The organism is Burkholderia theae, assembly GCF_048565265.1.
In the GTDB taxonomy this organism is placed as follows: domain Bacteria; phylum Pseudomonadota; class Gammaproteobacteria; order Burkholderiales; family Burkholderiaceae; genus Burkholderia; species Burkholderia theae.
In genome coordinates, this window is sequence record NZ_CP183461.1 from 3,599,231 (window position 1) to 3,621,047 (window position 21,817).

Annotated in this window: 21 protein-coding genes; 13 read left to right on the plus strand and 8 right to left on the minus strand. The window is 68.4% G+C overall.

Features of this window, described 5'->3' with window-relative positions:
• The first annotated feature begins 134 nt into the window (after window positions 1-134).
• The 6 genes from fliF to ACN22W_RS17015 are packed head-to-tail and all read left to right on the plus strand — an operon-like array spanning window position 135 to window position 7,013.
• A complete protein-coding gene (gene fliF / locus ACN22W_RS16990) occupies window positions 135-1,898 on the plus strand; it encodes a flagellar basal-body MS-ring/collar protein FliF (protein WP_412022846.1) in 1,764 nt (587 codons plus the stop codon).
• A complete protein-coding gene (gene fliG, locus ACN22W_RS16995; protein ID WP_048252004.1) occupies window positions 1,888-2,883 on the plus strand; it encodes a flagellar motor switch protein FliG in 996 nt (331 codons plus the stop codon). Before fliF ends, fliG begins: the two co-directional genes overlap by 11 nt.
• Window positions 2,876-3,559, plus strand: coding sequence for a flagellar assembly protein FliH (gene fliH / locus ACN22W_RS17000; RefSeq protein WP_129513210.1), 684 nt, complete (start codon window positions 2,876-2,878; stop codon window positions 3,557-3,559). The genes fliG and fliH overlap by 8 nt, the downstream gene beginning before the upstream one ends.
• A complete protein-coding gene (gene fliI, locus ACN22W_RS17005) occupies window positions 3,553-5,103 on the plus strand; it encodes a flagellar protein export ATPase FliI (protein ID WP_419685470.1) in 1,551 nt (516 codons plus the stop codon). The genes fliH and fliI overlap by 7 nt, the downstream gene beginning before the upstream one ends.
• A 5-nt stretch (window positions 5,104-5,108) precedes the next feature.
• On the plus strand, window positions 5,109-5,567 hold the full coding sequence (gene fliJ, locus ACN22W_RS17010) for a flagellar export protein FliJ (protein ID WP_048244615.1): 459 nt from the start codon (window positions 5,109-5,111) through the stop codon (window positions 5,565-5,567).
• Between the two features lie 30 nt (window positions 5,568-5,597).
• Window positions 5,598-7,013 (plus strand): flagellar hook-length control protein FliK, encoded by a 1,416-nt coding sequence (locus ACN22W_RS17015; protein WP_419685471.1) that lies wholly within the window; start codon window positions 5,598-5,600, stop codon window positions 7,011-7,013.
• Between the two features lie 27 nt (window positions 7,014-7,040).
• Here ACN22W_RS17015 and ACN22W_RS17020 read toward each other — a convergent pair whose 3' ends face one another.
• Window positions 7,041-8,681 (minus strand): GMC family oxidoreductase, encoded by a 1,641-nt coding sequence (locus ACN22W_RS17020; RefSeq protein WP_419685472.1) that lies wholly within the window; start codon window positions 8,679-8,681, stop codon window positions 7,041-7,043.
• A 729-nt stretch (window positions 8,682-9,410) separates the two neighbouring features.
• Between ACN22W_RS17020 and ACN22W_RS17025 the strand changes: the two genes are divergently transcribed.
• Entirely contained in the window at window positions 9,411-10,853 is a 1,443-nt protein-coding gene (locus ACN22W_RS17025; protein WP_419685473.1) for a coniferyl aldehyde dehydrogenase, read from the plus strand.
• 72 nt (window positions 10,854-10,925) lie between these two features.
• Here the strand turns inward: ACN22W_RS17025 and ACN22W_RS17030 are convergent, their stop codons facing one another.
• Both ACN22W_RS17030 and ACN22W_RS17035 read right to left on the minus strand, forming a co-directional pair.
• On the minus strand, window positions 10,926-11,948 hold the full coding sequence (locus tag ACN22W_RS17030; RefSeq protein ID WP_419685474.1) for a serine/threonine protein kinase: 1,023 nt from the start codon (window positions 11,946-11,948) through the stop codon (window positions 10,926-10,928).
• Window positions 11,949-12,006: 58 nt separating this feature from the next.
• Window positions 12,007-12,219, minus strand: a complete 213-nt coding sequence (locus ACN22W_RS17035) for a hypothetical protein (RefSeq protein ID WP_011353523.1) — start codon at window positions 12,217-12,219, stop codon at window positions 12,007-12,009.
• Between the two features lie 650 nt (window positions 12,220-12,869).
• Here ACN22W_RS17035 and ACN22W_RS17040 point away from each other — a divergent pair.
• Together ACN22W_RS17040 and ACN22W_RS17045 are read left to right on the plus strand one after the other, a co-directional pair.
• The gene (locus ACN22W_RS17040) at window positions 12,870-13,751 is read left to right on the plus strand and encodes a DMT family transporter (protein ID WP_419685475.1); all 882 of its coding nucleotides are present in this window, start codon (window positions 12,870-12,872) and stop codon (window positions 13,749-13,751) included.
• Window positions 13,752-14,053: 302 nt separating this feature from the next.
• Complete coding sequence (locus ACN22W_RS17045; protein ID WP_014895742.1) at window positions 14,054-14,239, plus strand: hypothetical protein; 186 nt, start codon at window positions 14,054-14,056, stop codon at window positions 14,237-14,239.
• 106 nt (window positions 14,240-14,345) lie between these two features.
• On the opposite strand, the gene mgrA is transcribed toward ACN22W_RS17045, so the two are convergent.
• Window positions 14,346-15,389: an L-glyceraldehyde 3-phosphate reductase gene (mgrA, locus tag ACN22W_RS17050; RefSeq protein ID WP_419685476.1), complete on the minus strand. Its 1,044-nt coding sequence runs from the start codon at window positions 15,387-15,389 to the stop codon at window positions 14,346-14,348.
• Window positions 15,390-15,573: 184 nt separating this feature from the next.
• Here mgrA and ACN22W_RS17055 point away from each other — a divergent pair, with 184 nt between their 5' ends.
• A complete protein-coding gene (locus tag ACN22W_RS17055) occupies window positions 15,574-15,780 on the plus strand; it encodes a DUF3185 family protein (RefSeq protein ID WP_048244630.1) in 207 nt (68 codons plus the stop codon).
• Window positions 15,781-15,940: 160 nt separating this feature from the next.
• Here ACN22W_RS17055 and ACN22W_RS17060 read toward each other — a convergent pair whose 3' ends face one another.
• Window positions 15,941-16,714 (minus strand): phytanoyl-CoA dioxygenase family protein, encoded by a 774-nt coding sequence (locus ACN22W_RS17060; RefSeq protein WP_412022839.1) that lies wholly within the window; start codon window positions 16,712-16,714, stop codon window positions 15,941-15,943.
• Window positions 16,715-17,067: 353 nt separating this feature from the next.
• On the opposite strand from ACN22W_RS17060, the gene ACN22W_RS17065 reads away from it, so the two are divergent.
• Entirely contained in the window at window positions 17,068-17,415 is a 348-nt protein-coding gene (locus ACN22W_RS17065) for a hypothetical protein (RefSeq protein ID WP_129513221.1), read from the plus strand.
• A 110-nt stretch (window positions 17,416-17,525) separates the two neighbouring features.
• Here ACN22W_RS17065 and metK read toward each other — a convergent pair whose 3' ends face one another.
• Entirely contained in the window at window positions 17,526-18,713 is a 1,188-nt protein-coding gene (gene metK, locus ACN22W_RS17070) for a methionine adenosyltransferase (protein WP_048244636.1), read from the minus strand.
• A gap of 265 nt (window positions 18,714-18,978) precedes the next feature.
• Here metK and ACN22W_RS17075 point away from each other — a divergent pair, with 265 nt between their 5' ends.
• A complete protein-coding gene (locus ACN22W_RS17075) occupies window positions 18,979-19,863 on the plus strand; it encodes a lipid A biosynthesis lauroyl acyltransferase (protein ID WP_412022837.1) in 885 nt (294 codons plus the stop codon).
• A 36-nt stretch (window positions 19,864-19,899) separates the two neighbouring features.
• Here the strand turns inward: ACN22W_RS17075 and ACN22W_RS17080 are convergent, their stop codons facing one another.
• On the minus strand, window positions 19,900-20,202 hold the full coding sequence (locus ACN22W_RS17080; RefSeq protein WP_419685477.1) for a HigA family addiction module antitoxin: 303 nt from the start codon (window positions 20,200-20,202) through the stop codon (window positions 19,900-19,902).
• A gap of 13 nt (window positions 20,203-20,215) precedes the next feature.
• On the minus strand, window positions 20,216-20,494 hold the full coding sequence (locus ACN22W_RS17085) for a type II toxin-antitoxin system RelE/ParE family toxin (protein WP_419685478.1): 279 nt from the start codon (window positions 20,492-20,494) through the stop codon (window positions 20,216-20,218).
• Between the two features lie 416 nt (window positions 20,495-20,910).
• Between ACN22W_RS17085 and dapF the strand changes: the two genes are divergently transcribed.
• Entirely contained in the window at window positions 20,911-21,780 is an 870-nt protein-coding gene (gene dapF, locus ACN22W_RS17090) for a diaminopimelate epimerase (protein ID WP_419685479.1), read from the plus strand.
• Window positions 21,781-21,817: the final 37 nt, after the last annotated feature.

Genomic DNA, 21,817 nt, shown 5'->3' on the forward strand with positions numbered 1-21,817 from the left:
CGAGAAAGTACGGGGGAAACCCCGCTCTTTTCGGTCGATCGGAGTACGGCCCGGATCACGATAATCGCATCGTGTCATTGTCCGCCCGCTCGTCCGAGCGAGCTCAGTCGTCCCGCTCCGGAGAAACTCGACGCATGGATTCGCAGGCCAACTCGCTGATCAATCCCGACGCCCGCGCGGGCCTCGCCAGCCCGGCGCCCGGCGCCGCCGCGGCCGCCGCGTTGCCGGGCGTGGGTGGCGCTGGCGCGGACTTCGGCCTTGGCGGCTTCGCCGAACGCATTCCCGGCATCTCGCGGATGAAGGGCAACCCGAAGCTGCCGTTCCTGATCGCCGTCGCGTTCGCGATCGCCGCGATCACCGCGCTGGTGCTGTGGAGCCGGACGCCCGACTACCGCGTGCTGTACAGCAACCTGTCGGACCGCGACGGCGGCGCGATCATTACCGCGCTCCAGCAGGCAAACGTTCCCTACAAGTTCGCCGACGCCGGCGGCGCGATCCTCGTGCCGTCGAACCAGGTGCATGAAACGCGCCTGAAGCTCGCCGCGATGGGCCTGCCGAAGGGCGGCTCGGTCGGCTTCGAGCTGATGGACAACCAGAAATTCGGCATCAGCCAGTTCGCCGAACAGATCAACTACCAGCGCGCGCTCGAAGGCGAGCTGCAGCGCACCATCGAATCGATCAATGCCGTGCGCGGTGCGCGCGTGCATCTCGCGATCCCGAAGCCGTCGGTGTTCGTGCGCGACAAGGAAGCGCCGAGCGCGTCGGTGTTCGTCGACCTCTACCCGGGCCGCGTGCTCGACGAGGGCCAGGTCCAGGCGATCACGCGGATGGTGTCGTCCGGCGTGCCCGACATGCCCGCGAAGAACGTGACGATCGTCGACCAGGACGGCAACCTGCTGACCCAGCCGGCTTCGGCGTCCGGCCTCGACGCGAGCCAGCTCAAGTACGTGCAGCAGGTCGAGCACAACACGCAGAAGCGCATCGACGCGATCCTCGCGCCGATCTTCGGCGCCGGCAACGCGCGCTCGCAGGTCAGCGCGGACCTCGATTTCTCGAAGATCGAACAGACGTCGGAAAGCTACGGCCCGAACGGCGTGCCGCAGCAGGCCGCGATCCGCAGCCAGCAGACCAGCAGCGCAACCGAACTCGCGCAGGGCGGTGCGTCGGGCGTGCCGGGCGCGCTGTCGAACACGCCGCCGCAGCCGGCCTCGGCGCCGATCGTCGCCGGCAACGGCCAGAACGCGCCGCAGACGACACCCGTCAGCGACCGCAAGGACCAGACGACCAATTACGAGGTCGACAAGACGATCCGCCATCTCGAACAGCCGATGGGCAACGTGAAGCGGCTGTCGGTCGCGGTCGTCGTCAACTACCAGCCGGTCGCCGACGCGAAGGGCCACGTGTCGATGCAGCCGCTGCCGCCCGCGAAGCTCGCGCAGGTCGAGCAGCTCGTGAAGGACGCGATGGGCTACGACGAGAAGCGCGGCGACTCGGTGAACGTCGTGAACAGCGCGTTCTCGACCGTGAGCGACCCGTACGCCGACCTGCCGTGGTGGCGCCAGCCCGACATGATCGCGATGGCGAAGGAAGCCGCGAAGTGGCTCGGCATCGCGGCGGCCGCGGCGGCGCTCTACTTCATGTTCGTGCGCCCGGCGATGCGCCGCGCCTTCCCGCCGGCCGAGCCGGCCGCGCCGGCACTCGCGGCGCCGGAAGATCCGGTCCTGCTCGACGGCCTGCCCGCGCCGGTCAAGGCCGAGGAGCCCGACTCGTTGCTGCTCGGCTTCGAGAACGAGAAGAACCGCTACGAACGCAACCTCGACTACGCGCGCACGATCGCCCGCCAGGATCCGAAGATCGTCGCCACCGTCGTGAAGAACTGGGTGTCCGATGAACGCTGAAGGCTTGACCAAGAGCGCGCTCCTGCTGATGTCGATCGGCGAGGAAGAAGCCGCGCAGGTATTCAAGTTCCTCGCGCCGCGCGAGGTCCAGAAGATCGGCGCCGCGATGGCCGCGCTGAAGAACGTCACGCGCGAGCAGGTCGAGGACGTGCTGCAGGACTTCGTGAAGGAAGCCGAGCAGCACACCGCGCTGTCGCTCGATTCGAGCGATTACATCCGCTCGGTGCTGACGAAGGCGCTCGGCGAGGACAAGGCCGGCGTGCTGATCGACCGCATCCTGCAGGGCAGCGACACGAGCGGCATCGAGGGCCTGAAGTGGATGGACTCGGGCGCCGTGGCCGAACTGATCAAGAACGAGCATCCGCAGATCATCGCGACGATCCTCGTGCACCTCGACCGCGACCAGGCGTCCGAGATCGCGTCGTGCTTCACCGAACGGCTGCGCAACGACGTGCTGCTGCGGATCGCGACGCTCGACGGCATCCAGCCGGCCGCGCTGCGTGAACTGGACGACGTGCTGACGGGCCTGCTGTCCGGCAGCGACAACCTGAAGCGCAGCCCGATGGGCGGCATCCGCACCGCGGCCGAGATCCTGAACTTCATGACCAGCGTGCATGAGGAAGGCGTGCTCGAAAGCGTGCGCCAGTACGACGCCGATCTCGCGCAGAAGATCATCGACCAGATGTTCGTGTTCGAGAACCTGCTCGAGCTCGAGGATCGCGCGATCCAGATGGTGCTCAAGGAAGTCGAGTCGGAAACGCTGATCGTCGCGCTCAAGGGCGCGCCGCCCGCGCTGCGCCAGAAGTTCCTCGCGAACATGTCGCAGCGCGCGGCCGAACTGCTCGCCGAGGATCTCGACGCGCGCGGCCCGGTGCGCGTGTCCGAAGTCGAGACGCAGCAGCGCCGCATCCTGCAGATCGTGCGCAACCTCGCCGAGAGCGGCCAGATCGTGATCGGCGGCAAGGCGGAAGACGCGTATGTCTGATTCGGCGAGCGATCGCGCGGGCACCCTCACCGCGTACCAGCGGTGGGAGATGGCGTCGTTCGACCCGCCGCCGCCCCCGCCGCCGCCCGACGACGCGGCCGCGGCCGCCGCCGCGCTCGCCGAGGAACTGCAGCGCGTGCGCGACGCCGCGCACGCCGAAGGCCATGCGGCCGGCCACGTCGAAGGCCAGGCGCTCGGTTACCAGGCCGGTTTCGAGCAGGGCCGCGCGCAGGGCTTCGAGGCCGGCCAGGCCGATGTGCGCGAACAGGCCGCGCAGCTCGCGGCGCTGGCCGCGTCGTTCCGCGAGGCCGTGTCGACCGCCGAGCACGATCTCGCGGCCGACATCGCGCAACTCGCGCTCGATATCGCGCAGCAGGTCGTGCGCCAGCACGTGAAGCACGACCCGGCCGCGCTCGTCGCGGCCGTGCGCGACGTGCTCGCGACCGAACCCGCGCTGTCCGGCGCGCCGCATCTCGCGGTGAATCCGGCCGACCTGCCCGTCGTCGAAGCCTATCTGCAGGACGATCTCGATACGCTCGGCTGGAACGTGCGCACCGACGCGTCGATCGAGCGCGGCGGCTGCCGCGCGCACGCCGCGACCGGCGAGGTCGACGCGACGCTGCCCACGCGCTGGCAGCGCGTCGCCGCCGCGATCGGCAAGGTGAGCACGTGGTGACGCGGCCGCCCGAATCGCTCGCGCACGACGGCATGACGCCGCTCGAGCGCGAACTCGCGCTCGCGTCGTTCGGCCCCGCTGCACACGACGCCGCGTACGACACCGCACACGACACAAAGCAGCATGCAGCCGCCGCGGCCGACGCCGCGCCGCGCGCGCCGCACAATCCGCATCTCGCGCACTGGCGCACGCACCTGAACGGGCTCGCCGCACGCAGCCACCGCGCGCTGCCGCTGCGACCGTGCGGGCGCCTCACGCGCGCCGCGGGCCTCGTGCTCGAGGCGATCGGGCTGCGCCTGTCGGTCGGCGCCGAATGCACGATCGAACTGCCGCCCGGCAGCACGCTGCCGCACGCGCAAGCGGAAGTCGTCGGCTTCGCCGGCGATCGCCTGTTCCTGATGCCGACCACCGACGTCGCCGGCGTGCTGCCCGGCGCGCGCGTGTGGCCGCTCGAAAGCGCGCCCGTCGCCGATCCGCTCGCGGGCGCGAAACGACTGCCGGTCGGCTGGGAGATGCTCGGGCGCGTCGTCGATGCGTCGGGCCGCCCGCTCGACGGCCTCGGCCCGCTCGCGTCGAAGGTCGATGCGCCGCTGTCGGCGCCGTCGATCAACCCGCTCGAGCGCGAACCGATCCACCACGTGCTCGACGTCGGCGTGCGCGCGATCAACGCACTGCTCACCGTCGGCCGCGGGCAGCGGATGGGCCTGTTCGCGGGCTCCGGCGTCGGCAAGTCGGTGCTGCTCGGCACGATGGCACGCTACACGAGCGCGGAAGTGATCGTGATCGGGCTGATCGGCGAACGCGGCCGCGAAGTGAAGGAATTCATCGAGCAGATCCTCGGCGAGGACGGGCTCGCGCGCTCGGTCGTCGTCGCGGCGCCGGCCGACGTGTCGCCGCTGCTGCGGATGCAGGGCGCGGCCTACGCGACGTCGCTCGCCGAGTATTTCCGCGACCAGGGCAAGCACGTGCTGCTGCTGATGGATTCGCTGACGCGCTACGCGATGGCGCAGCGCGAGATCGCGCTGGCGATCGGCGAGCCGCCCGCGACGAAAGGCTATCCGCCGTCGGTGTTCGCAAAGCTGCCCGCGCTCGTCGAGCGCACCGGCAACGGGCCGGAAGGCGGCGGCTCGATCACCGCGTTCTACACCGTGCTGACCGAAGGCGACGACCAGCAGGATCCGATCGCCGATTCGGCGCGCGCGATCCTCGACGGCCACATCGTGCTGTCGCGCGCGCTCGCCGAGGCCGGCCACTATCCCGCGATCGACATCGAGGCATCGATCAGCCGCGCGATGACCGCGCTGATCGACGAAACGCATCTCGACCACGTCCGGCAGTTCAAACAGATGCTGTCGCGCTACCAGCGCAATCGCGACCTGATCGCGGTCGGCGCCTACGCCCCCGGCCGCGACGCGCAGCTCGACCGCGCGATCGCGCTCTACCCGCGCATCGAGGCATTCCTGCAGCAAGGCTTTCGCGAATGCGCGCCGTTCGCATCGAGCCTTACCGCGCTCGATGCGCTGTTCGACGCTTACGGAGGCTGATCCAGATGGCTCACGGCTTTCCCCTGCAGTTGCTGCTCGACCGCGCGCAGGAAGACCTCGACACCGCCGCGAAGCAGCTCGGCACCGCGCAACGCGACCGCAGCTCGGCCGCCGAGCAGCTCGACGCGCTGCTGCGCTATCGCGACGAATATCACGCGCGCTTCGCGCAATCCGCGCAACACGGGATGCCGGCCGGCAACTGGCGCAATTTCCAGGCGTTCATCGACACGCTCGACACAGCGATCGCGCAACAGCGCAACGTGCTGGCCGCGGCCGAAGTCCGCATCGACGAGGCACGCCCGAACTGGCAACAGAAGAAACGCACCGTCGGCTCGTATGAAATCCTGCAGGCGCGCGGCGTCGCGCAGGAAGCGCAACGCGACGCGCGGCGCGAACAGCGCGACTCCGACGAACACGCCGCGAAAATCCTGCGCATGCGGGCCGACGCGGCCCGCTCGTCGTAACCGACCACCGCATTCGAACGAGAGAACGCCATGCCTCCCCTGCCCCTGCTCGGCGCGCTGATCGACACCGCCGGCGCCGCACTCAAGGCCGCCCGCGGCTCGAATTCGTCCGGCGCCGCCACCGGCAACGACGCCGCATCCGCGTCGACTGCCACGGCCGCCGTACCGTTCGCGCAGACGCTGAAGCAAAGCGTCGTCACGCGTCATGACGCGACGATTTCCGGCACACGCGATGCATCGACGAAACAGGCTTCGTCGACGCCGGCCGCCGGCGCGAAGCCGTCCGCCACCGACGACGATTCGTCGGACGACGACACGAGCGTCACTGCCAACCCGAATCCCAGCCCCGACGCAGCCGCGCTCGCCGCCGCCGCGGCCGTGCAGGCGCAACTGCAGGCGCGCACGGACAACGCGACGCCGGCCGATGCCGCCACCGCCGCTGCTGCCGCCGTTGCCGCTGGCACGGCGCAAAAGACGGCCGTGGCCGGCCAGCCCGACGCCACGGCGACGCTCCCGGATCACGCCGCCAAGGACGCTGCCGCCCAGCCGGACGCGCCGGCGTCGAGCCACGACGCGCTGCAGGCGGCGCTCGCCAAGCTGACGGGCGGCTCGGGTGCGATCGCGATGCCCGCGACCGGCACGACGGCGTCGGCCGCCGCTTCGGCACCCGCATCGACCGCATCGACCGCATCCACCGCATCGACCAGCGCCGCCGCCGCACCGCTGACACCGAAGGTGCCGACCTTCGACCGCACGCTCGCCGACGCGAAAGGGGCGCCCGCCACCCAGCTGACGCCGACGCAGGCCACCGCGCAGTCGCTGCAGGCCGCCGCGAACGCGCAGTCCGGCGCGCAGCACGCGCTCGCGGCAGTCAGCGACGCGACGGATCCGGCCGCCAGCGCGACGCTCGCGGCCGGCGCAACGGCTGCGGCCGCGGCGCAGGCCAACCTGCAGCTGTCGCCGGCCGCGAGCGCGATCGCCGCCGCCAACGCGCACATGCTCGCTCCGCACGTCGGCACGCCCGACTGGACGGACGCGTTGAGCCAGAAGGTCGTGTTCCTGTCGAATGCGCACCAGCAGAGCGCCGAGCTGACGCTCAATCCGCCCGATCTCGGTCCGCTGCAGGTCGTGCTGCGCGTCGCGGACAACCATGCGCACGCACTGTTCGTGTCGCAGCACGCGCAGGTGCGCGACGCGGTCGAAGCCGCGCTGCCCAAGTTGCGCGAAGCGATGGAAGCGGGCGGGCTCGGGCTCGGCAGCGCGACCGTCAGCGACGGCGGCTTCGCATCGCAGCAGCAGAACCCGCAACAGACTTTCGCCGGCGGCCAGTCGCCGCGACGCGGGAACGCCGGATCGTCAGCCGTCGATGCACCGGCCGACGCTGTGCAATCCGCACCGGCCGCCACGAGCGTGAGCCGCGCCGGCCTCGTCGATACGTTCGCCTGAGCATGATTGCCGCCCGGTGCGCGCCACTCAGCGGCCGTGCACCGCCGCGGCCGCCGCGCCGCTCGGCACGCCGCCCTTGCGCGCCGCGACGATGAAGTCCGCCGCGCGTTCGCCGATCATCACCGACGGCGCATTCGTGTTCCCGCCGACCAGCGTCGGCATCACCGACGCATCCACCACGCGCAACCCTTCGACGCCGCGCACGCGCAATTGCGGATCGACGACCGCGCGCGCATCGGTGCCCATCCGGCACGTGCCGACCGGGTGATAGATCGTGTCGGCATGCGCGACGATCGTCGCGCGCAACTCGGCTTCGCTCTGGTCCGCCCGCGTGTACAGCTCGCGCCCGCCCTGCGACGCGAGCGGCGTCTGCGACAGGATGCGGCGCATCGCCTGCGTGCCGCGCACGAGCAGGTCGAGATCACGCGCATCGCTGAAGAAGCGCGGATCGATCAGCGGCGCGTCGCGCGCATCGCCGCTTGCAAGCGCCACCGTGCCGCGGCTGAACGGCCGCAGCGCGCAGACGTGCAGCGAATAGCCGAAGCCCCAGTGCATCTTGCGGTTGTGGTCGTCGACGAGCGCGGTGCAGAAATGCAGTTGCAGGTCGGGACGCTCGAGCGACGGATCGCTCTTGATGAAGCCGCCGGCCTCCGCGACGTTGCTCGTCATCATCCCCGTGCGGCTCGAGAAATAGCGCGCGAGTGCGGGCGTCATCTTCGCGATCCCGCGCAGGCACACGCCGACCAGCTCCGACGAATTCACGCGCGTGTTGATGATGAAGTCGATATGGTCGATCAGGTTCGTGCCGACGTCCGGCGCATCCTGCACGACCGCGATCCCGTGCCGGCGCAATTGCTCCGCCGGGCCGATCCCCGAGCACATCAGCAGTTGCGGCGAATTGAACGCGCCGGCCGACAGGATCACCTCCGCGCGCGCGCCGAGCGTCTCGACGCGTCCGTTGCGCGACAGCTCGACGCCGACCGCGCGCTTGCCGTCGAACGCGACGCGCAGCACCGTCGCGTCGGTGATCACATGCAGGTTCGACCGGTTGCGGCCGTAGATATAGGCGCGCGCGACACTGCAGCGCGAGCCGTCGCGGTGCGTGACCTGATAGAAGCCGACGCCTTCCTGCGTCGCGCCGTTGAAATCGTCGTTCAGCGGATAACCGGCTGCGTGCGCGGCCTGGATGAATCGTTCGGAGAACGGATTGCGAAAGCGCAGATCCGATACCGACAGCGGGCCGTCCGCGCCGTGCCACGCGTCGGCGCCGCGCTCGTTGCCTTCCGCGCGGCGGAAATACGGCAGCACATCCTGCCAGCCCCAGCCCGTCGCGCCGAGCTGCGCCCATTCGTCGTAATCGCCCGGGTGGCCGCGCGTATAGATCATCGCGTTGATCGCGCTCGAGCCGCCCATCCCGCGCCCGCGCGGCTGATAACCGCGCCGCCCGCCGAGGCCCGGCTGCGGCACCGTCTCGTAACCGTAGTTCGTGCCGAGCTTGAACGGCACCAGTGCCGCGATGCCGACCGGCATGTTGACGAGCAGGTTGCGCTCCGTATGCGACCCGGCCTCGATCAGCGCGATCGTCGCGTCGGGGCAGGCATCGGCGAGCCGGCCTGCCAGGCTCGATCCGCCCGAACCGCCGCCGACGATGATGTAGTCGTATTGCATGTCACGTCTCCGTCGTGTCATGGAAGGCGCCCGGCACCGCCGCGCGACCGCGTCCCCTCTTGTAATGTTCGGGCATTGTGGAATGGCGCGTCGCGCGCGCGGCGCGCCGATTCAAGAGCGATTCCTCTAAACGCCCGCGTGAACTAAATTTAAGATGTATTGATTCGCTTCGCGCGACGCGCCGGCCACGAGAAGCCGATCCGTCGCGAAACGGGAGAGACGACGATGCAGCGCGAGGTTCTGCAGGCCGTGTGCCGACCGGGTTGTCCGGAGGCGACGCGTGCGGCCCGCATTTCATTTCAAACGGCTGCCCGCGCGAAGACGATCGGCGTCATGCGCGCAGCCGATCGAAATCGAACGGCACGCGTCGTCGCCGACCGTTTGGACGGCTTTCCGCCGCAGCGGCACGATGCGCTGCGGCCCGTATCGGCATGCGTATCGCGCTGCCCCGCTGCGATGCAACGGCCGGCGCACACACTGCCGCGTCGCGGGCCCGGCAACGGTCGTATCGCACGACACGCGCATGTGCCGCGGCGCGGTTTTCGGCTGCTGAAACCGTCGCGCGGATGCGACGCCCGCCGCACGCAGCAACCGTTTTTCGAACACCCGTCGCATCCGGCCCCGCGCCGCGCGACGCGCATCATCCCGATCCGCGCCGCCGCGCTCGCCGAGCGCTCGCGTGCGGCGTGACGGCTGGCCGACAGGCCAGGCCCAACTGGAGGAGACGACATGAAGAACGACCTGCCCGAACTGGCCCCGCAAGCACTGCCGTCGGCCGATGCGCTGACGTCGCTGCTGCGCGACCAGCGCGCGGCCTACCTGCGCGCGCCCTACCCGGCGTGGGAGACCCGCGTGCAGCACCTGCGTGCGCTGCGCACGATGCTGATCGACCATGCAGACGCGCTCGCCGAAGCGATCAGCGCCGATTTCGGCCATCGCGCGAAGCAGGAAGTGCTGCTGTCGGAAATCTGGATGGCGAAGGAAGAGATCGACGACGCGCTCAAGCACGGCAAGCGCTGGATGAAACCGATCCGCAAGCCGATGAACAAGTGGCTGCGCCCGGCGCGCGCGAAGGTGATCCCTCAGCCGCTCGGCGTGGTCGGCATCGTCGTGCCGTGGAACTACCCGGTGCTGCTCGCGGCCGGCCCGCTGATCTGCGCGCTTGCCGCCGGCAACCGCGCGATCATCAAGATGTCCGAACTGACGCCGCGCACGTCGGCGCTGTTCGAGCAACTGATCGCGAAGACCTTCACGCGCGATCACGTCGCGGTCGTGAACGGCGATGCGGAAGTCGGCGCCGCGTTCAGCGCGCTACCGTTCGACCACCTGCTGTTCACCGGCTCGACGCACGTCGGCCGCCACGTGATGCGCGCGGCCGCCGACAACCTCACGCCCGTCACGCTCGAACTCGGCGGCAAGTCGCCGGCGATCGTCGGCCCGAACGCGCGCTTCGATGCAGCCGTCGACGCGATCGTTGCAGGCAAGACGCTGAACGCGGGCCAGACCTGCATCGCGCCCGACTACGTGCTGCTGCCGCGCGGGATGGAAGCCGCGTTCATCGAGCGCGCGCGGGCGCGGTTCGCGAAGATGTATCCCGACCTGTCGGCCAACGGCGACTACACGACGATCGTGTCGCCGCGCCATTACGCGCGGCTGCAGCAACTCGCGAGCGACGCACAGGCCGCCGGCGCGCAACTGCATCCGCTGTCCGACGCGCAATCCGATCCCGCGTCGCGCCGCTTCGTGCCGTGCGCGGTCACGCAGGTGCCGGCTGCGTCGCAACTGATGCAGGAGGAGATCTTCGGGCCGCTGCTGCCGCTCGTGCCGTACGAGCGGCTCGACGAGGCGATCGCGTACGTGAACGCGCGCCCGCGTCCGCTCGCGCTCTACCTGTTCGACGAGGATGGCGGCACGATCGACCGCGTGATGCACGAAACGATCTCGGGCGGCGTGTCGGTCAACGAAACGCTGATGCACATTGCGTGCGGCAGCCTGCCGTTCGGCGGTGTCGGTGCGAGCGGCATGGGGGCGTACCACGGCTACGACGGCTTCGTGACGTTCTCGAAGATGAAACCGGTGCTCACGCAAGCGCGCCTGAACGCGCGCAACCTGCTTGCGCCGCCGTACGGCAAGCGCTTCGCCGCGCTGATCAAGCTGATGTTGAGGTTCTAGGCCGGACGGGCCGCGCGCATCGCGCCGCGGCCCGCGCAGGGATGCCGCGCGGCGCAGGTGCCGCGCGCGCCGTCACACGGGCCAGAGCGGCCCTTCCTGCATCGCGCCGATCTGCTCGCGCAGTTCGAGCACGCGCGCTTCCCAGTAACGATGCGTGTTGAACCACGGGAACGCGGCCGGAAACGCGGGATCGTCCCAGCGCCGCGCGAGCCATGCCGCGTAGTGGATCAGCCGCAGCGTGCGCAGCGCTTCGACGAGATGCAGCTCGCGCGGCTCGAATTCGCAGAAATCCTCATAGCCGGCCAGCAGGTCCGCCAGCGCGCGCGACGCGCCTTCGCGATCGCCCGGCAGCAGCAGCCACAGATCCTGAATCGCGGGCGCCATCCGGCTGTCGTCGAAGTCGACGAAATGCGGACCGGCATCGGTCCACAGCACGTTGCTCGGATGACAGTCGCCGTGCGTGCGCAGCAGGCGAATCTCGCCTGCGCGTTCGAACGCGGCCTCGACGCCTTCGAGCGCGAGCGCAACTGCGGTCGCGTACGCGGGCCGCACGTCATCCGGAATGAAATCGTGCGCGAGCAGGTAGTCGCGCGGCTCGTAGCCGAACGTGCCGATGTCGAGCACGGGACGCGCGACATACGGCTGCGTCGCGCCGACCGCATGGATCCGGCCGATGAAGCGGCCGAGCCATTCGAGCGTGTCGCTGCGATCGAGATCGGGCGCGCGGCCGCCGCGCCGCTCGAAGATCGAGAAGCGGAAACCGTCGAACGCGTGCAGCGTGCGGCCGTCGAGCGTGCGCGCGGGCACCGCCGGAATCTCGCGCGCGGCGAGTTCGGCGACGAATGCGTGCTCCTCGAGGATCGCGTCGTCCGACCAACGCGCCGGGCGGTAGAACTTCGCAACGACCGGCGGGCCGTCTTCGATGCCGACCTGGTAGACGCGATTTTCGTAGCTGTTGAGAGCGAGCAGGCGCCCGTCGGTGCGCTGGCCTGCCGGCATCAGCACGCTGTCGAGCGCATCGAGCACGCACTCGGGCGTGAGCCCGGCGAACGGCGGGCCGGCGGGAGAAGCGGGAGCGGAAGTAGCGTCTGTCATGCCCCGCATTGTGCCGCCAGCCGGGCCGAAAGACGAGCGTCCGGTGCGGCGCGCGTGCTCAGTGAAGCGCCGCGCCGGCCGGCAGCACGGATTCGCCGGTGTCGATCAGGTCCTCGAGAAAGAACGGCTCGGTGTTGAGTTCCTTCGACTCGCCCGGTACGCCCGCGTACCAGGTCACCATGGCCATGTCGCCCAGGACGCGCTGGACGATGCCGCGCGCGCCCTTCGGCACCGCGATATGGGTAGTGCAGACAATCGACCCGACATGCATGATGGTTCCCCACTCTTGAATCTTGAAACCCGGCCCGCTGACGAGCCGGCAAATGCACGATCCGCGCCGCTCTCATCGGAGCGTTGCGCGTAATCCCATTGTTCACGGTTTATCGAAGCGCGAAAAGAAGAAGAAGCAGGCGATGTGCCGCGAATTCGTCGAATGTCTCCAATCAACCACTGCGCCGCGCGTGCGCTTGCATGCGCGGTTACCCCCATCATACCCTGTCGAATGTGACCGCCCGCCGAATCCGCCCGGCGCCGCGGCGCGCACGCGATTGACCCAACGGGCGTGCGCCACGCGAAGCCGACGCCAGTTGCACGGGATGCCGGCCTTGCGTTACCTTTGACACTCGTTCGCGTTCAACCGCATTCCGACACGATGCATCCGCTCACGTCCGCCCTCGCAAAATCCCGGCCGCAGTTCGACTCGCGGCCGCAGGCGTGCGCGCATCCATCGGTTCTCCCGCCTCCTGTCGCACCGCCGCTCGTCGGCGCCGCGCCGCCCCCTCCGGCGGCACGCGCCGGCTGACCAGCCGGCTTCCGTTTCGTCTTCCATTCGCCGTCAGTTTCCGTTCGTGCGTCGTGACGCACGGTTCGCTGCTGTGCGTGCGGATGGAACGTTCCGATCCGTTCGACAGGTGGATTCACATGGTTTCGTTCAAACGCGCGCTTGCCGCGCACGGCGCGACGTCGCTCTTCGTGCTGCTGTGGAGCAGCGGCGCGATCTTCGCTGAACTCGGTCTGCGTCACGCATCCGCGTTCGTCTTTCTCACCGCGCGTTTCGCGCTCGCCTCGCTCGTGCTGCTCGCGCTGGCCTTCGTGCGCAGACGCTGGCTGCCGCCGCGCGGCGAGCGGCGCATGGCCGCGCTGACCGGCTTGCTGATGATGGGCGGCTATTCGATCTTCTATCTGCTCGCACTTGAACGCGGGATCGCACCGGGCGTGCTCGCGACGATCCTCGGCGTGCAGCCGATCCTCACGCTCGCGATCGTCGAGCGGCGCTGGCAGCCCGTGCGCGTCGCGGGGCTCGCGCTGTCGCTGGCCGGCCTCGCACTCGTCGTGTGCCGCGGCGTGGGCGGCGCCGGTCTGTCGGCCGCGGGCGTCGCGTGCGCGCTCACGGCGCTCGTCGCGCTGACCGCCGGCTCGCTGCTGCAAAAGCGCGTCCGCGCGGCGCCCGCCGACGTGCTGCCGCTGCAGAATGCGATCGGCCTCGCGCTGTGCGTGGCGATCGTGCCGTTCCGGCCGGTGTCGTTCGACATGAGCTGGGCGTTCGTCGTACCGCTCCTGTGGCTCGGCATCGTGATTTCGGTGATCGCGCAACTGCTGTTCTACCGGCTGATGCAACGTGGCGATCTCGTCAACGTGACAAGCCTGTTCTATCTCGTGCCCGTCGTCACCACGCTGATGGATGCCGTCTGGCTCGGCAACCGGCCCGAGCCGCTCGCGCTCGCCGGCATGGGCGCGATCATCGCGGGGCTCGCGCTCGTGTTCCGCGCGCCGGCCGCCCGCGTGCAACCCGACCGCGCGTAAGCGGACAGGCCGCCGCGCCCGCGGGTGCGGCGGCCCGCATCGGACACGTACGACAATTCCGCAAATATCGAAAGGAACGGGAAAGATACGTGCAAGGCGTTCGTCTTGCTTGCGGGAAAAGTGCGCGATTCGCCGGGCTTTCCGCTGATTTTTAATGGTTCGGATAGCGAAAAGCGCTGCCGGTTGCCTATACTCGAATTGACCGCCCTGCTCGCAATCGGGTCGGACCAAGACTAGAAACACCCGGCATGGATCTGGAGCCGGCGCGAAAGCGCCAACTCCGGCCGACACTGGAGACACGCATGACCACCTATTTCACGATCGGCGACTTCATCCTGTTGATTCCGATGGCGCTGGCCGGAGCGCTATTTCTCGGCGCGGTGCCGTGCGCAACCGAATTCCGCCACAACTTGCTGCGCGTGCTGGGCGTCATCCTCGGCGTCGGCGTCGCGGTATTGCTGGTCGAAGGCCTGCCTGCGCTGCTCTAGCGCGAGCGGCGCCCCCCCTGCCTGACGCGCATCGCTGCACCGCGGCTATGCGTCAGGCTGTCTGCAATACGGCACGCGATGTTTCGCATGCCGTATCGCCTGCCGGTCAGATAGCCTGATCGGTGGACGGCTTTTCCCAAAGATTGATGCCGCCTTCCGTCGCGTGACGATCGATCTCCGCGAGCTCCTCCGCCGAGAATTCGAGGTTCTTCAGCGCGCCGACGTTTTCACGCACCTGCTCCGCCCGGCTCGCGCCGATCAGCGCGGACGTCACGCGGCCGTTGCGCAGCACCCACGCAAGCGCCATCTGCGCGAGGCTCTGCCCGCGCCGTTCGGCGATCGCGTTGAGCTTGCGCACATGCTCGAGATTGTCCGCGCTCAGGTGATCCTGCTTCAGCGAGCCGCCGCCCGGCTTGTTCACGCGCGCGTCGGCCGGCACGCCATTCAGGTACTTCGACGTGAGCAGCCCCTGCGCGAGCGGCGTAAAGGCGATGCTGCCCGCGCCGACGTCGTCGAGCGTGCCGAGCAGCTCGCTCTCGATCCAGCGGTTCAGCATGTTGTACGAAGGCTGGTGGATCAGCAGCGGCACCCGGTACTGCGCGAGCAGCTCGGCCATCTCGCGCGTCTTCGCCGCCGAATACGACGAAATGCCGATGTAGAGCGCCTTGCCCTGCTGCACGGCCGACGCGAGCGCCCCAGCCGTCTCCTCGAGCGGCGTATGCGCGTCGAAGCGGTGCGAATAGAAGATGTCGACGTAGTCGAGCCCCATGCGCTGCAGGCTCTGGTCGAGGCTCGCGAGCACATACTTGCGCGACCCGCCGCCGCTGCCGTACGGCCCCGGCCACATGTCCCAGCCGGCCTTCGTCGAGATCAGCAGCTCGTCGCGATACGGCCGGAAATCCTCCTTCAGCAGCCGGCCGAAGTTGGTCTCGGCGCTGCCGTACGGCGGCCCGTAGTTGTTCGCGAGATCAAAGTGGTTGATGCCGAGGTCGAACGCGGTGCGCAGGATCTCGCGCTGCGTCGAGATCGGCGTCGAGTCGCCGAAGTTGTGCCACAGGCCGAGCGACAGGGCGGGCAGTCTGAGCCCGGATTTGCCGCAGGTGCGGTATTGCATGTCGGCATAACGTTCGGAAGCTGCTTCGTAGGCCATGAGTATTTCCGTCGGGACGTCGGAGGGAGGGGCGCGCGCCGGCCGCACCCAGGGTGCGACGGCGGCGAAGGAAACGCATGACGGCTATGGTAGCGAAGGCGACCGATGCGCGCACGGCAATGGACGCGACCGCGGTGCTCGCCTACACTGCGGCGTCTCGAATCACCGTTACAGCGAGGTTGGTATGTCCCGGGTCATCTCGGTTGCACTGCTCGTCGGCGGCGTCGTGCTGCTGTATTTCGGCGGACAGTCGTTCCATTCGATCAACGACGACATGTCGCGCTTCTTCACCGGCTCGCCCGCGACGAAGACGATCCTGCTGATCGTCGGCGGCGCCGTCGCCTCGTTCATCGGCCTGATCGGCCTCGCGATGCCGGGCAGCAAGCGCTGATCGCACAACCGCGCGACGCGCGAACGGCCCGCGTCACCCGATCGGGCCGCGCAATACGAAACGGGCGGCCAGGCCGCCCGTTGCTCCATTCGCCCGCGATGCGCAGTGTCGCATCACGCGATCACGATCGCGACGGCCTCGCCGGCCGCCCGATCCGCGCCTAGAACGGCACTTCCGGCTTCGCCGCCGAGCGCGTACCCGGCACCGGCCGGTTGCTCGCGCCATGATAGGTGTACACGAGCGAGAACTTCACCTGGTCGGAACGGTTCTGCCCGGCCGAATGCAGCGTGTTGCTGTGGAAGAACACGACGTCGCCCGTCTGGAGCGGCGGGCACGTGGCCGCGTCGATCATCTTCCGGTTCTCCGGCAGGTCGCCGCGGAAGAACTTCGCATCGTCGAACGCTTCCGGCCCGAATTCGGCCGTATGCGAACCCGGCACGAGCCACAATGCGCCGTTCTCGTTCGTTTCCGGCCCGAGTGCGAGCCACACCGACACCATGTCAGGCCGCTCGAACGACCAGTAGCGGAAATCGCGATGCCAGCCGGTCAGGCTGCCGTACGCGGGGTGCTTCGTCATCATGCAGTTGTGATGCGCGCGCGACAGCACGGGCTCTTCGCCGAAATACTCGCGCATCCACGCGCCGATTTCGGGTGCGATCGCGCGCTCGGCGAATGCCGGATCGCGCGTGTACGCATCGAGCAGCCGCCGCACCGTGTGCCCGCCCGGTGCATGCTTCGACTCGGGTGCGCCCGGGTAGCGCAGGTCCGCCTCGAACTCGATCGGCTCGGCGGCCTCCCGCAACTGGCGCTCCGCGATCTGCTTGAGCGCCGCGCACTGTTGCTCACCGACGAGGCCACGCGCGACCACGAAGCCGCGTTCGCGCAATTCCGCGACTTGCGCGCGGATCGATTCCGACTGCAATGGAGACGACATGGGATGCCAGACGTTTATTGTGTGAATGTGACGATTGTAAATCGGCGCCGGATGCCGCGAACAGCGCCATTGTCGTGCGCAGGGGCATGCCAATCGCCGATTTGATCCGGGTCAAGGGAACTGTGCGGCGCGGCGGTGGCCTCACCGACAGGCGGTATGCGGCACACGCCTTGTGGCACAAGGGTTTATCGCGACTTTTGCCCGTCATGAATCCCCTGTAGCCTGACGCGGCCTGTCAGTTCTGGCGGGCGCGGCACGCAGCGACATTCGATAAGATCCGTTGCGCCATCCGAGGCCGTTCATACCAGTGCGCTCTTCAAGGGCGCCACCCATACAAGCGAAGCATCGTTCACATGCCATTCCGTCTGACTTCCCGATTCAGCCACGCTGCGAAGCGCGCCGTGCCGTCCGCTCCCGCCCGCTCGCTGCGCCATCACCGCGCACGCACGCAGGCGCTGGCCGAGCGTACGCACGCACACAGCCGGCTGGACGGCATCCGTGCGTGGTTCCACGCGTTTTTCTCGATGGTGAGCACGCAGGCGTTCGCCCGCCGTGCCGGCCTGCGCTCGCTGCTGCAGAAGCCGTCGTCGCTGCGCGCGCTCGCGCTGCGCCGTGCGCTCGGCCCGCAGCGCCGCGTCAACCGCCCGCGCCGCCTCGCGGCCAGCAACGGCTGGTTCGGGTTCGGGTTCGGCGCGCGCTGAAATCGCGCCGGCGGGCGCTGCCCGCCACGATCGCCGCCGTTGCGCCGGCGATCGAAACCCATAAAAAAACCCCGCCAATGGCGGGGTTTTTCATTTCAGGCGAACGACGCTTACGCGACGCGTGCCGTCGGCTCCACGCCGGCCGCTTCGGCCAGTGCGAGCGCCTTGTCGGTCGCTTCCCACGAGAATTCCGGCTCTTCGCGGCCGAAGTGGCCGTAAGCAGCGGTCTTCTCGTAGATCGGGCGCAGCAGGTCGAGCATCTTGATGATGCCCTTCGGACGCAGGTCGAAGTGCTCGCGCACGAGCTTCGTGATCACCGCATCCGACACGCGGCCCGTGCCGAACGTGTTGACCATCACCGAGGTCGGCTCCGCGACGCCGATCGCGTACGACACCTGGATCAGCGCGCGCGACGCGAGGCCGGCGGCGACGATGTTCTTCGCGACGTAGCGGCCTGCATATGCAGCCGAACGGTCGACCTTCGACGGATCCTTGCCCGAGAACGCGCCGCCGCCGTGCGGTGCGGCACCGCCGTACGTGTCGACGATGATCTTGCGGCCGGTCAGGCCGCAATCGCCCTGCGGGCCACCGATCACGAATCGACCGGTCGGGTTCACGAGGAACTTGATGTCGCCCTTGATCAGGTCGGCCGGCAGCGTCGGCTTGATGATTTCCTCGATCACGGCTTCACGCAGTGCGGGCAGTTCGATCTCCGGTGCGTGCTGCGTCGACAGCACGACAGTGTCGATCGAATGGGGCTTGCCGTCGACGTAGCGAACCGTCACCTGCGACTTCGCGTCCGGGCGCAGCCATTGCAGGCGGCCGTCGCGGCGCAGGCTGGCCTGGCGCTCGACGAGACGGTGCGACAGGTAGATCGGCAGCGGCATCAGTTCCGGCGTTTCGTCGCACGCGTAACCGAACATCAGGCCCTGGTCGCCCGCGCCCTGGTCGAGGTTGTCGTCGTGTGCACGATCGACGCCCTGTGCGATGTCCGGCGACTGCTTGTCGTACGCGACGAGCACCGCGCAGCCCTTGTAGTCGATGCCGTACTCGGTGTTGTCGTAGCCGATGCGCTTGATCGTGTCGCGCGCGATCTGGATGTAATCGATGTTGGCCGTCGTGGTGATTTCACCGGCCAGAACGACGAGACCCGTGTTGCACAGCGTTTCCGCCGCAACGCGCGAATATTTGTCCTGCTCGAGGATGGCGTCGAGAATCGCGTCCGAGATTTGGTCCGCGACTTTGTCCGGATGGCCTTCGGAGACGGATTCGGACGTGAAGAGATAGTCGTTTGCCACTTTTTCAGGCTCCTGTTTGGTTACGGTTGGTTTCACGTAGCCAGCTTCGTGGGGCCTGAAGCGGCGACGCTTTAGCGGATTACCAGTACCGGGCAGCGCGTATCGCACCGTCCGGCTTCGCCCCGCAAGTTGTCAGTTAACTCGGCGAAGACCGTATTATAGCGGCTTTCCTGAATTGTCACAGAGTGCCGCTCGTGCTGCATCTTCCACCGTCTTACTCCCCCGTTCGCAACGCGCCGGTCAGCCGGCCCCACGGAGGTTTCGCATGCTAGGCCGCCTCGGCACGCACCTCGCCATCGGCTTCCTGAAACTGCTCGCCCGGTTGCCGTACGGCCTGACCGCACGGCTCGGCGACGGTCTCGGCTGGCTGCTGTACCAGATCCCCAGCGGGCGAAAGCGCATCGTACATACCAATCTGAAACTCTGCTTCCCGGAGTGGAGCGACGAGCGGCGCGAGGAAGTGGCCGGCCTGCATTTCCGCCACGCGATCCGCAGCTACGTCGAGCGCAGCTACCAGTGGTTCGCGTCGGAACAGGCCTACCGCAAGCTGTTTACGGTCGAGAGCGAGGTCGACCTCAGCGATCCGGACATGCCGCCGACCCTCCTGCTCGGTTTCCATTTCGTCGGCATCGAGGCCGGCTCGATGGCGATCAATCTCGCACTCGGCCGCATGTGCGGCTCGCTCTACACGCCGATGAAGAACCCGGAAATTGAAGCCGCGGCCAAAGCCGGCCGCAGCCGCTTCGGTGCGGAGCTGGCAAGCCGGGCGGACAGCGCGCGCACCGTGCTGCGCTGGCTGCGCGACCGCAAGCCGGTGATGCTGGGTGCCGACATGGACTACGGGATGCGCAACTCGACGTTCGTGCCCTTCTTCGGCGTACCGGCCTGCACGCTGACGGCGGTCGGCCGGTTCGCCAAGACCGGCCACGCGCAGGTTCTGCCCTTTATCGGCGAGGTGCTGCCGAACTACAAGGGCTATCGGCTGAAGGTCTTCAAGCCGTGGGCCAACTACCCGACCGGCGACGACGATCTCGACGCACGGCGGATGAACGAATTCCTCGAGGAACAGATCCCGCTGATGCCCGAGCAGTACTACTGGGTCCACAAGCGCTTCAAGACACGCCCGCCCGGCGAGCCGAGCCTGTACTGACCTGACCCCGCCGGGGCGAAAGCCGCGGGCGCGCCGTCAGGTGCGCGCCTGCGCCCTCGCCACCTTCGGCACGCCTTTCGCGCGCGCCTGCCACAGATCGTAGGCCGACTGCTGCGCGAGCCACAGATCCGCCCTTCCCCCGTTTTCCTCGCCGAGCCACGCCTCAAGGCGCAATGCCATTTCCGGCGAGATGCCGGCATGGCCGTGCAGGATGCGCGACAGCGCCGCACGCGTCACGCCGAGCTGTGCGGCGGCCTCGGTGACGGTCAGGCCGAGCGCCGGCAGCACGTCATCGCGCAGCGCTTCGCCCGGATGGGGCGGATTGAAGATGCGTGTCATGGCTTGAATCATCTCAGTGATAGTCCTGGTAATTGACCAGGACGACATCGGGGCCATCGAATCGGAACGTCAGGCGCCAGTTGCTGCTCACGCTCACCGAGTAGTAACCGTCCAGCCCGCCGGCAAGGCCGTGGAAGCGCCAGCCCGGCACGTTCATGTCGAGCGGCCGGCTCGACACGTCGAGACGGGCAAGCTGGCGCCGCAGCCTTGGAGCGTGGTCCGGCACGATGCCCGCCTTGCTCCCGTTCATGAAAAACGCTTCCAGTCCCTTGTGCTGCCATGACTTGATCATGGACCTCCCGCGCTCGAGTCGCGATGTCGACAGCATGGCCTGTATGCGTATAGCCACACTATACGAATCGCGTGATTACCCTGTCAATTTGACCCGTACGAAATCGTGCGTCCGGAGTGTCCAGTCCTTTCGCCGCGCGCCGGACACGCATCGCCGGCCCCGCCTGTGCCGCGAGAACACCCGCCACACCGCGTCAATTTGTCCCCTCGCCGCGGATGCGACCAGTCGACCGATCGACAGAGGCCGCCCGTTCCGCCTGCGCCGACGACGCGAAACGCCCGCCCGCGCAGGACGCCCCTGTCGGCTGCATGTATCATTTGCGGTTGAGATCAGCACGACGAACGAGGCCGCCCGGCGTGACGGCGGGCCGTTCGCATCGTGCCGACCGCCTTGTTCGCCATGGAATTCCGGACCCAGTGAAACTCTCGTTCACCAAGATGCACGGCGCGGGCAACGACTTTGTCGTGCTCGACGGCTATTCGCGCGCGTTGCCGCCGCTCACCGAAGCGCAGGTGCGCGCGCTCGCCAGCCGGCACTTCGGCATCGGCGCCGACCAGTTGCTGCTCGTCGAAAAACCGACCGTCGACGGCGTGGATTTCAAGTACCGGATCTTCAATTGCGACGGCGGCGAAGTCGAACACTGCGGCAACGGCGCACGCTGCTTCGTGAAGTTCGTCAGCGATCGCGGCCTGACCGACAAGCGCAGCGTGCGCGTGCAGGTCATGAAGGGCCTGATCACGCTGACGCTGCAGGACAACGGCGAGGTCGTCGTCGACATGGGTGCACCCGTGTTCGCGCCGGCGCAGGTGCCGTTCGAGGCGTCGGGCCTCGACGGCCGCACCGAAGGCCGCGACACGCTGTGGCCGCTCGACGTCGACGGCGCGACGCGCTGGATCTCGACGGTGTCGATGGGCAATCCGCACGCGGTGCAGATCGTCGACGATGCCGAAGCGTATCCCGTGCTGGAAGAAGGCCCGCTGATCGAGCACCATGCGCGCTTCCCGCAGCGCGTGAACGCCGGCTTCATGCAGATCGTGTCGCGCAACGAAGTGAAGCTGCGCGTGTACGAACGCGGCGCGGGCGAGACGCTCGCGTGCGGCACGGGCGCGTGTGCGGCGGTGGCGGCCGGTATCCGGCGCGGCCTGCTCGATTCGCCCGTGACCGTGCACACGCACGGCGGCACGCTCACGATCGGCTGGGACGGCGCGCGCGACGAAACCGCCGCGCTGATGATGGCCGGCCCCGCCGCGACCGTGTTCGAAGGCGAGATCGACCTGAACGCCTGACCCTGCAACGTCCTTGATAACTGAACGCGCCAGCCAC

What these genes read in the sequence shown, in the direction of transcription:
- mgrA (WP_419685476.1), bottom strand. Translation starts at nt 15,389, where the DNA reads ATGGCCTACGAAGCAGCTTCCGAACGTTATGCCGACATGCAATACCGC.
- ACN22W_RS17040 (WP_419685475.1), top strand. Translation starts at nt 12,870, where the DNA reads ATGGTTTCGTTCAAACGCGCGCTTGCCGCGCACGGCGCGACGTCGCTC.
- ACN22W_RS17045 (WP_014895742.1), top strand. Translation starts at nt 14,054, where the DNA reads ATGACCACCTATTTCACGATCGGCGACTTCATCCTGTTGATTCCGATG.
- fliF (WP_412022846.1), top strand. Translation starts at nt 135, where the DNA reads ATGGATTCGCAGGCCAACTCGCTGATCAATCCCGACGCCCGCGCGGGC.
- fliG (WP_048252004.1), top strand. Translation starts at nt 1,888, where the DNA reads ATGAACGCTGAAGGCTTGACCAAGAGCGCGCTCCTGCTGATGTCGATC.
- ACN22W_RS17025 (WP_419685473.1), top strand. Translation starts at nt 9,411, where the DNA reads ATGAAGAACGACCTGCCCGAACTGGCCCCGCAAGCACTGCCGTCGGCC.
- ACN22W_RS17080 (WP_419685477.1), bottom strand. Translation starts at nt 20,202, where the DNA reads ATGACACGCATCTTCAATCCGCCCCATCCGGGCGAAGCGCTGCGCGAT.
- ACN22W_RS17030 (WP_419685474.1), bottom strand. Translation starts at nt 11,948, where the DNA reads ATGACAGACGCTACTTCCGCTCCCGCTTCTCCCGCCGGCCCGCCGTTC.
- ACN22W_RS17060 (WP_412022839.1), bottom strand. Translation starts at nt 16,714, where the DNA reads ATGTCGTCTCCATTGCAGTCGGAATCGATCCGCGCGCAAGTCGCGGAA.
- ACN22W_RS17020 (WP_419685472.1), bottom strand. Translation starts at nt 8,681, where the DNA reads ATGCAATACGACTACATCATCGTCGGCGGCGGTTCGGGCGGATCGAGC.
- ACN22W_RS17035 (WP_011353523.1), bottom strand. Translation starts at nt 12,219, where the DNA reads ATGCATGTCGGGTCGATTGTCTGCACTACCCATATCGCGGTGCCGAAG.
- ACN22W_RS17085 (WP_419685478.1), bottom strand. Translation starts at nt 20,494, where the DNA reads ATGATCAAGTCATGGCAGCACAAGGGACTGGAAGCGTTTTTCATGAAC.
- ACN22W_RS17075 (WP_412022837.1), top strand. Translation starts at nt 18,979, where the DNA reads ATGCTAGGCCGCCTCGGCACGCACCTCGCCATCGGCTTCCTGAAACTG.
- ACN22W_RS17065 (WP_129513221.1), top strand. Translation starts at nt 17,068, where the DNA reads ATGCCATTCCGTCTGACTTCCCGATTCAGCCACGCTGCGAAGCGCGCC.
- ACN22W_RS17055 (WP_048244630.1), top strand. Translation starts at nt 15,574, where the DNA reads ATGTCCCGGGTCATCTCGGTTGCACTGCTCGTCGGCGGCGTCGTGCTG.
- fliJ (WP_048244615.1), top strand. Translation starts at nt 5,109, where the DNA reads ATGGCTCACGGCTTTCCCCTGCAGTTGCTGCTCGACCGCGCGCAGGAA.
- fliH (WP_129513210.1), top strand. Translation starts at nt 2,876, where the DNA reads ATGTCTGATTCGGCGAGCGATCGCGCGGGCACCCTCACCGCGTACCAG.
- ACN22W_RS17015 (WP_419685471.1), top strand. Translation starts at nt 5,598, where the DNA reads ATGCCTCCCCTGCCCCTGCTCGGCGCGCTGATCGACACCGCCGGCGCC.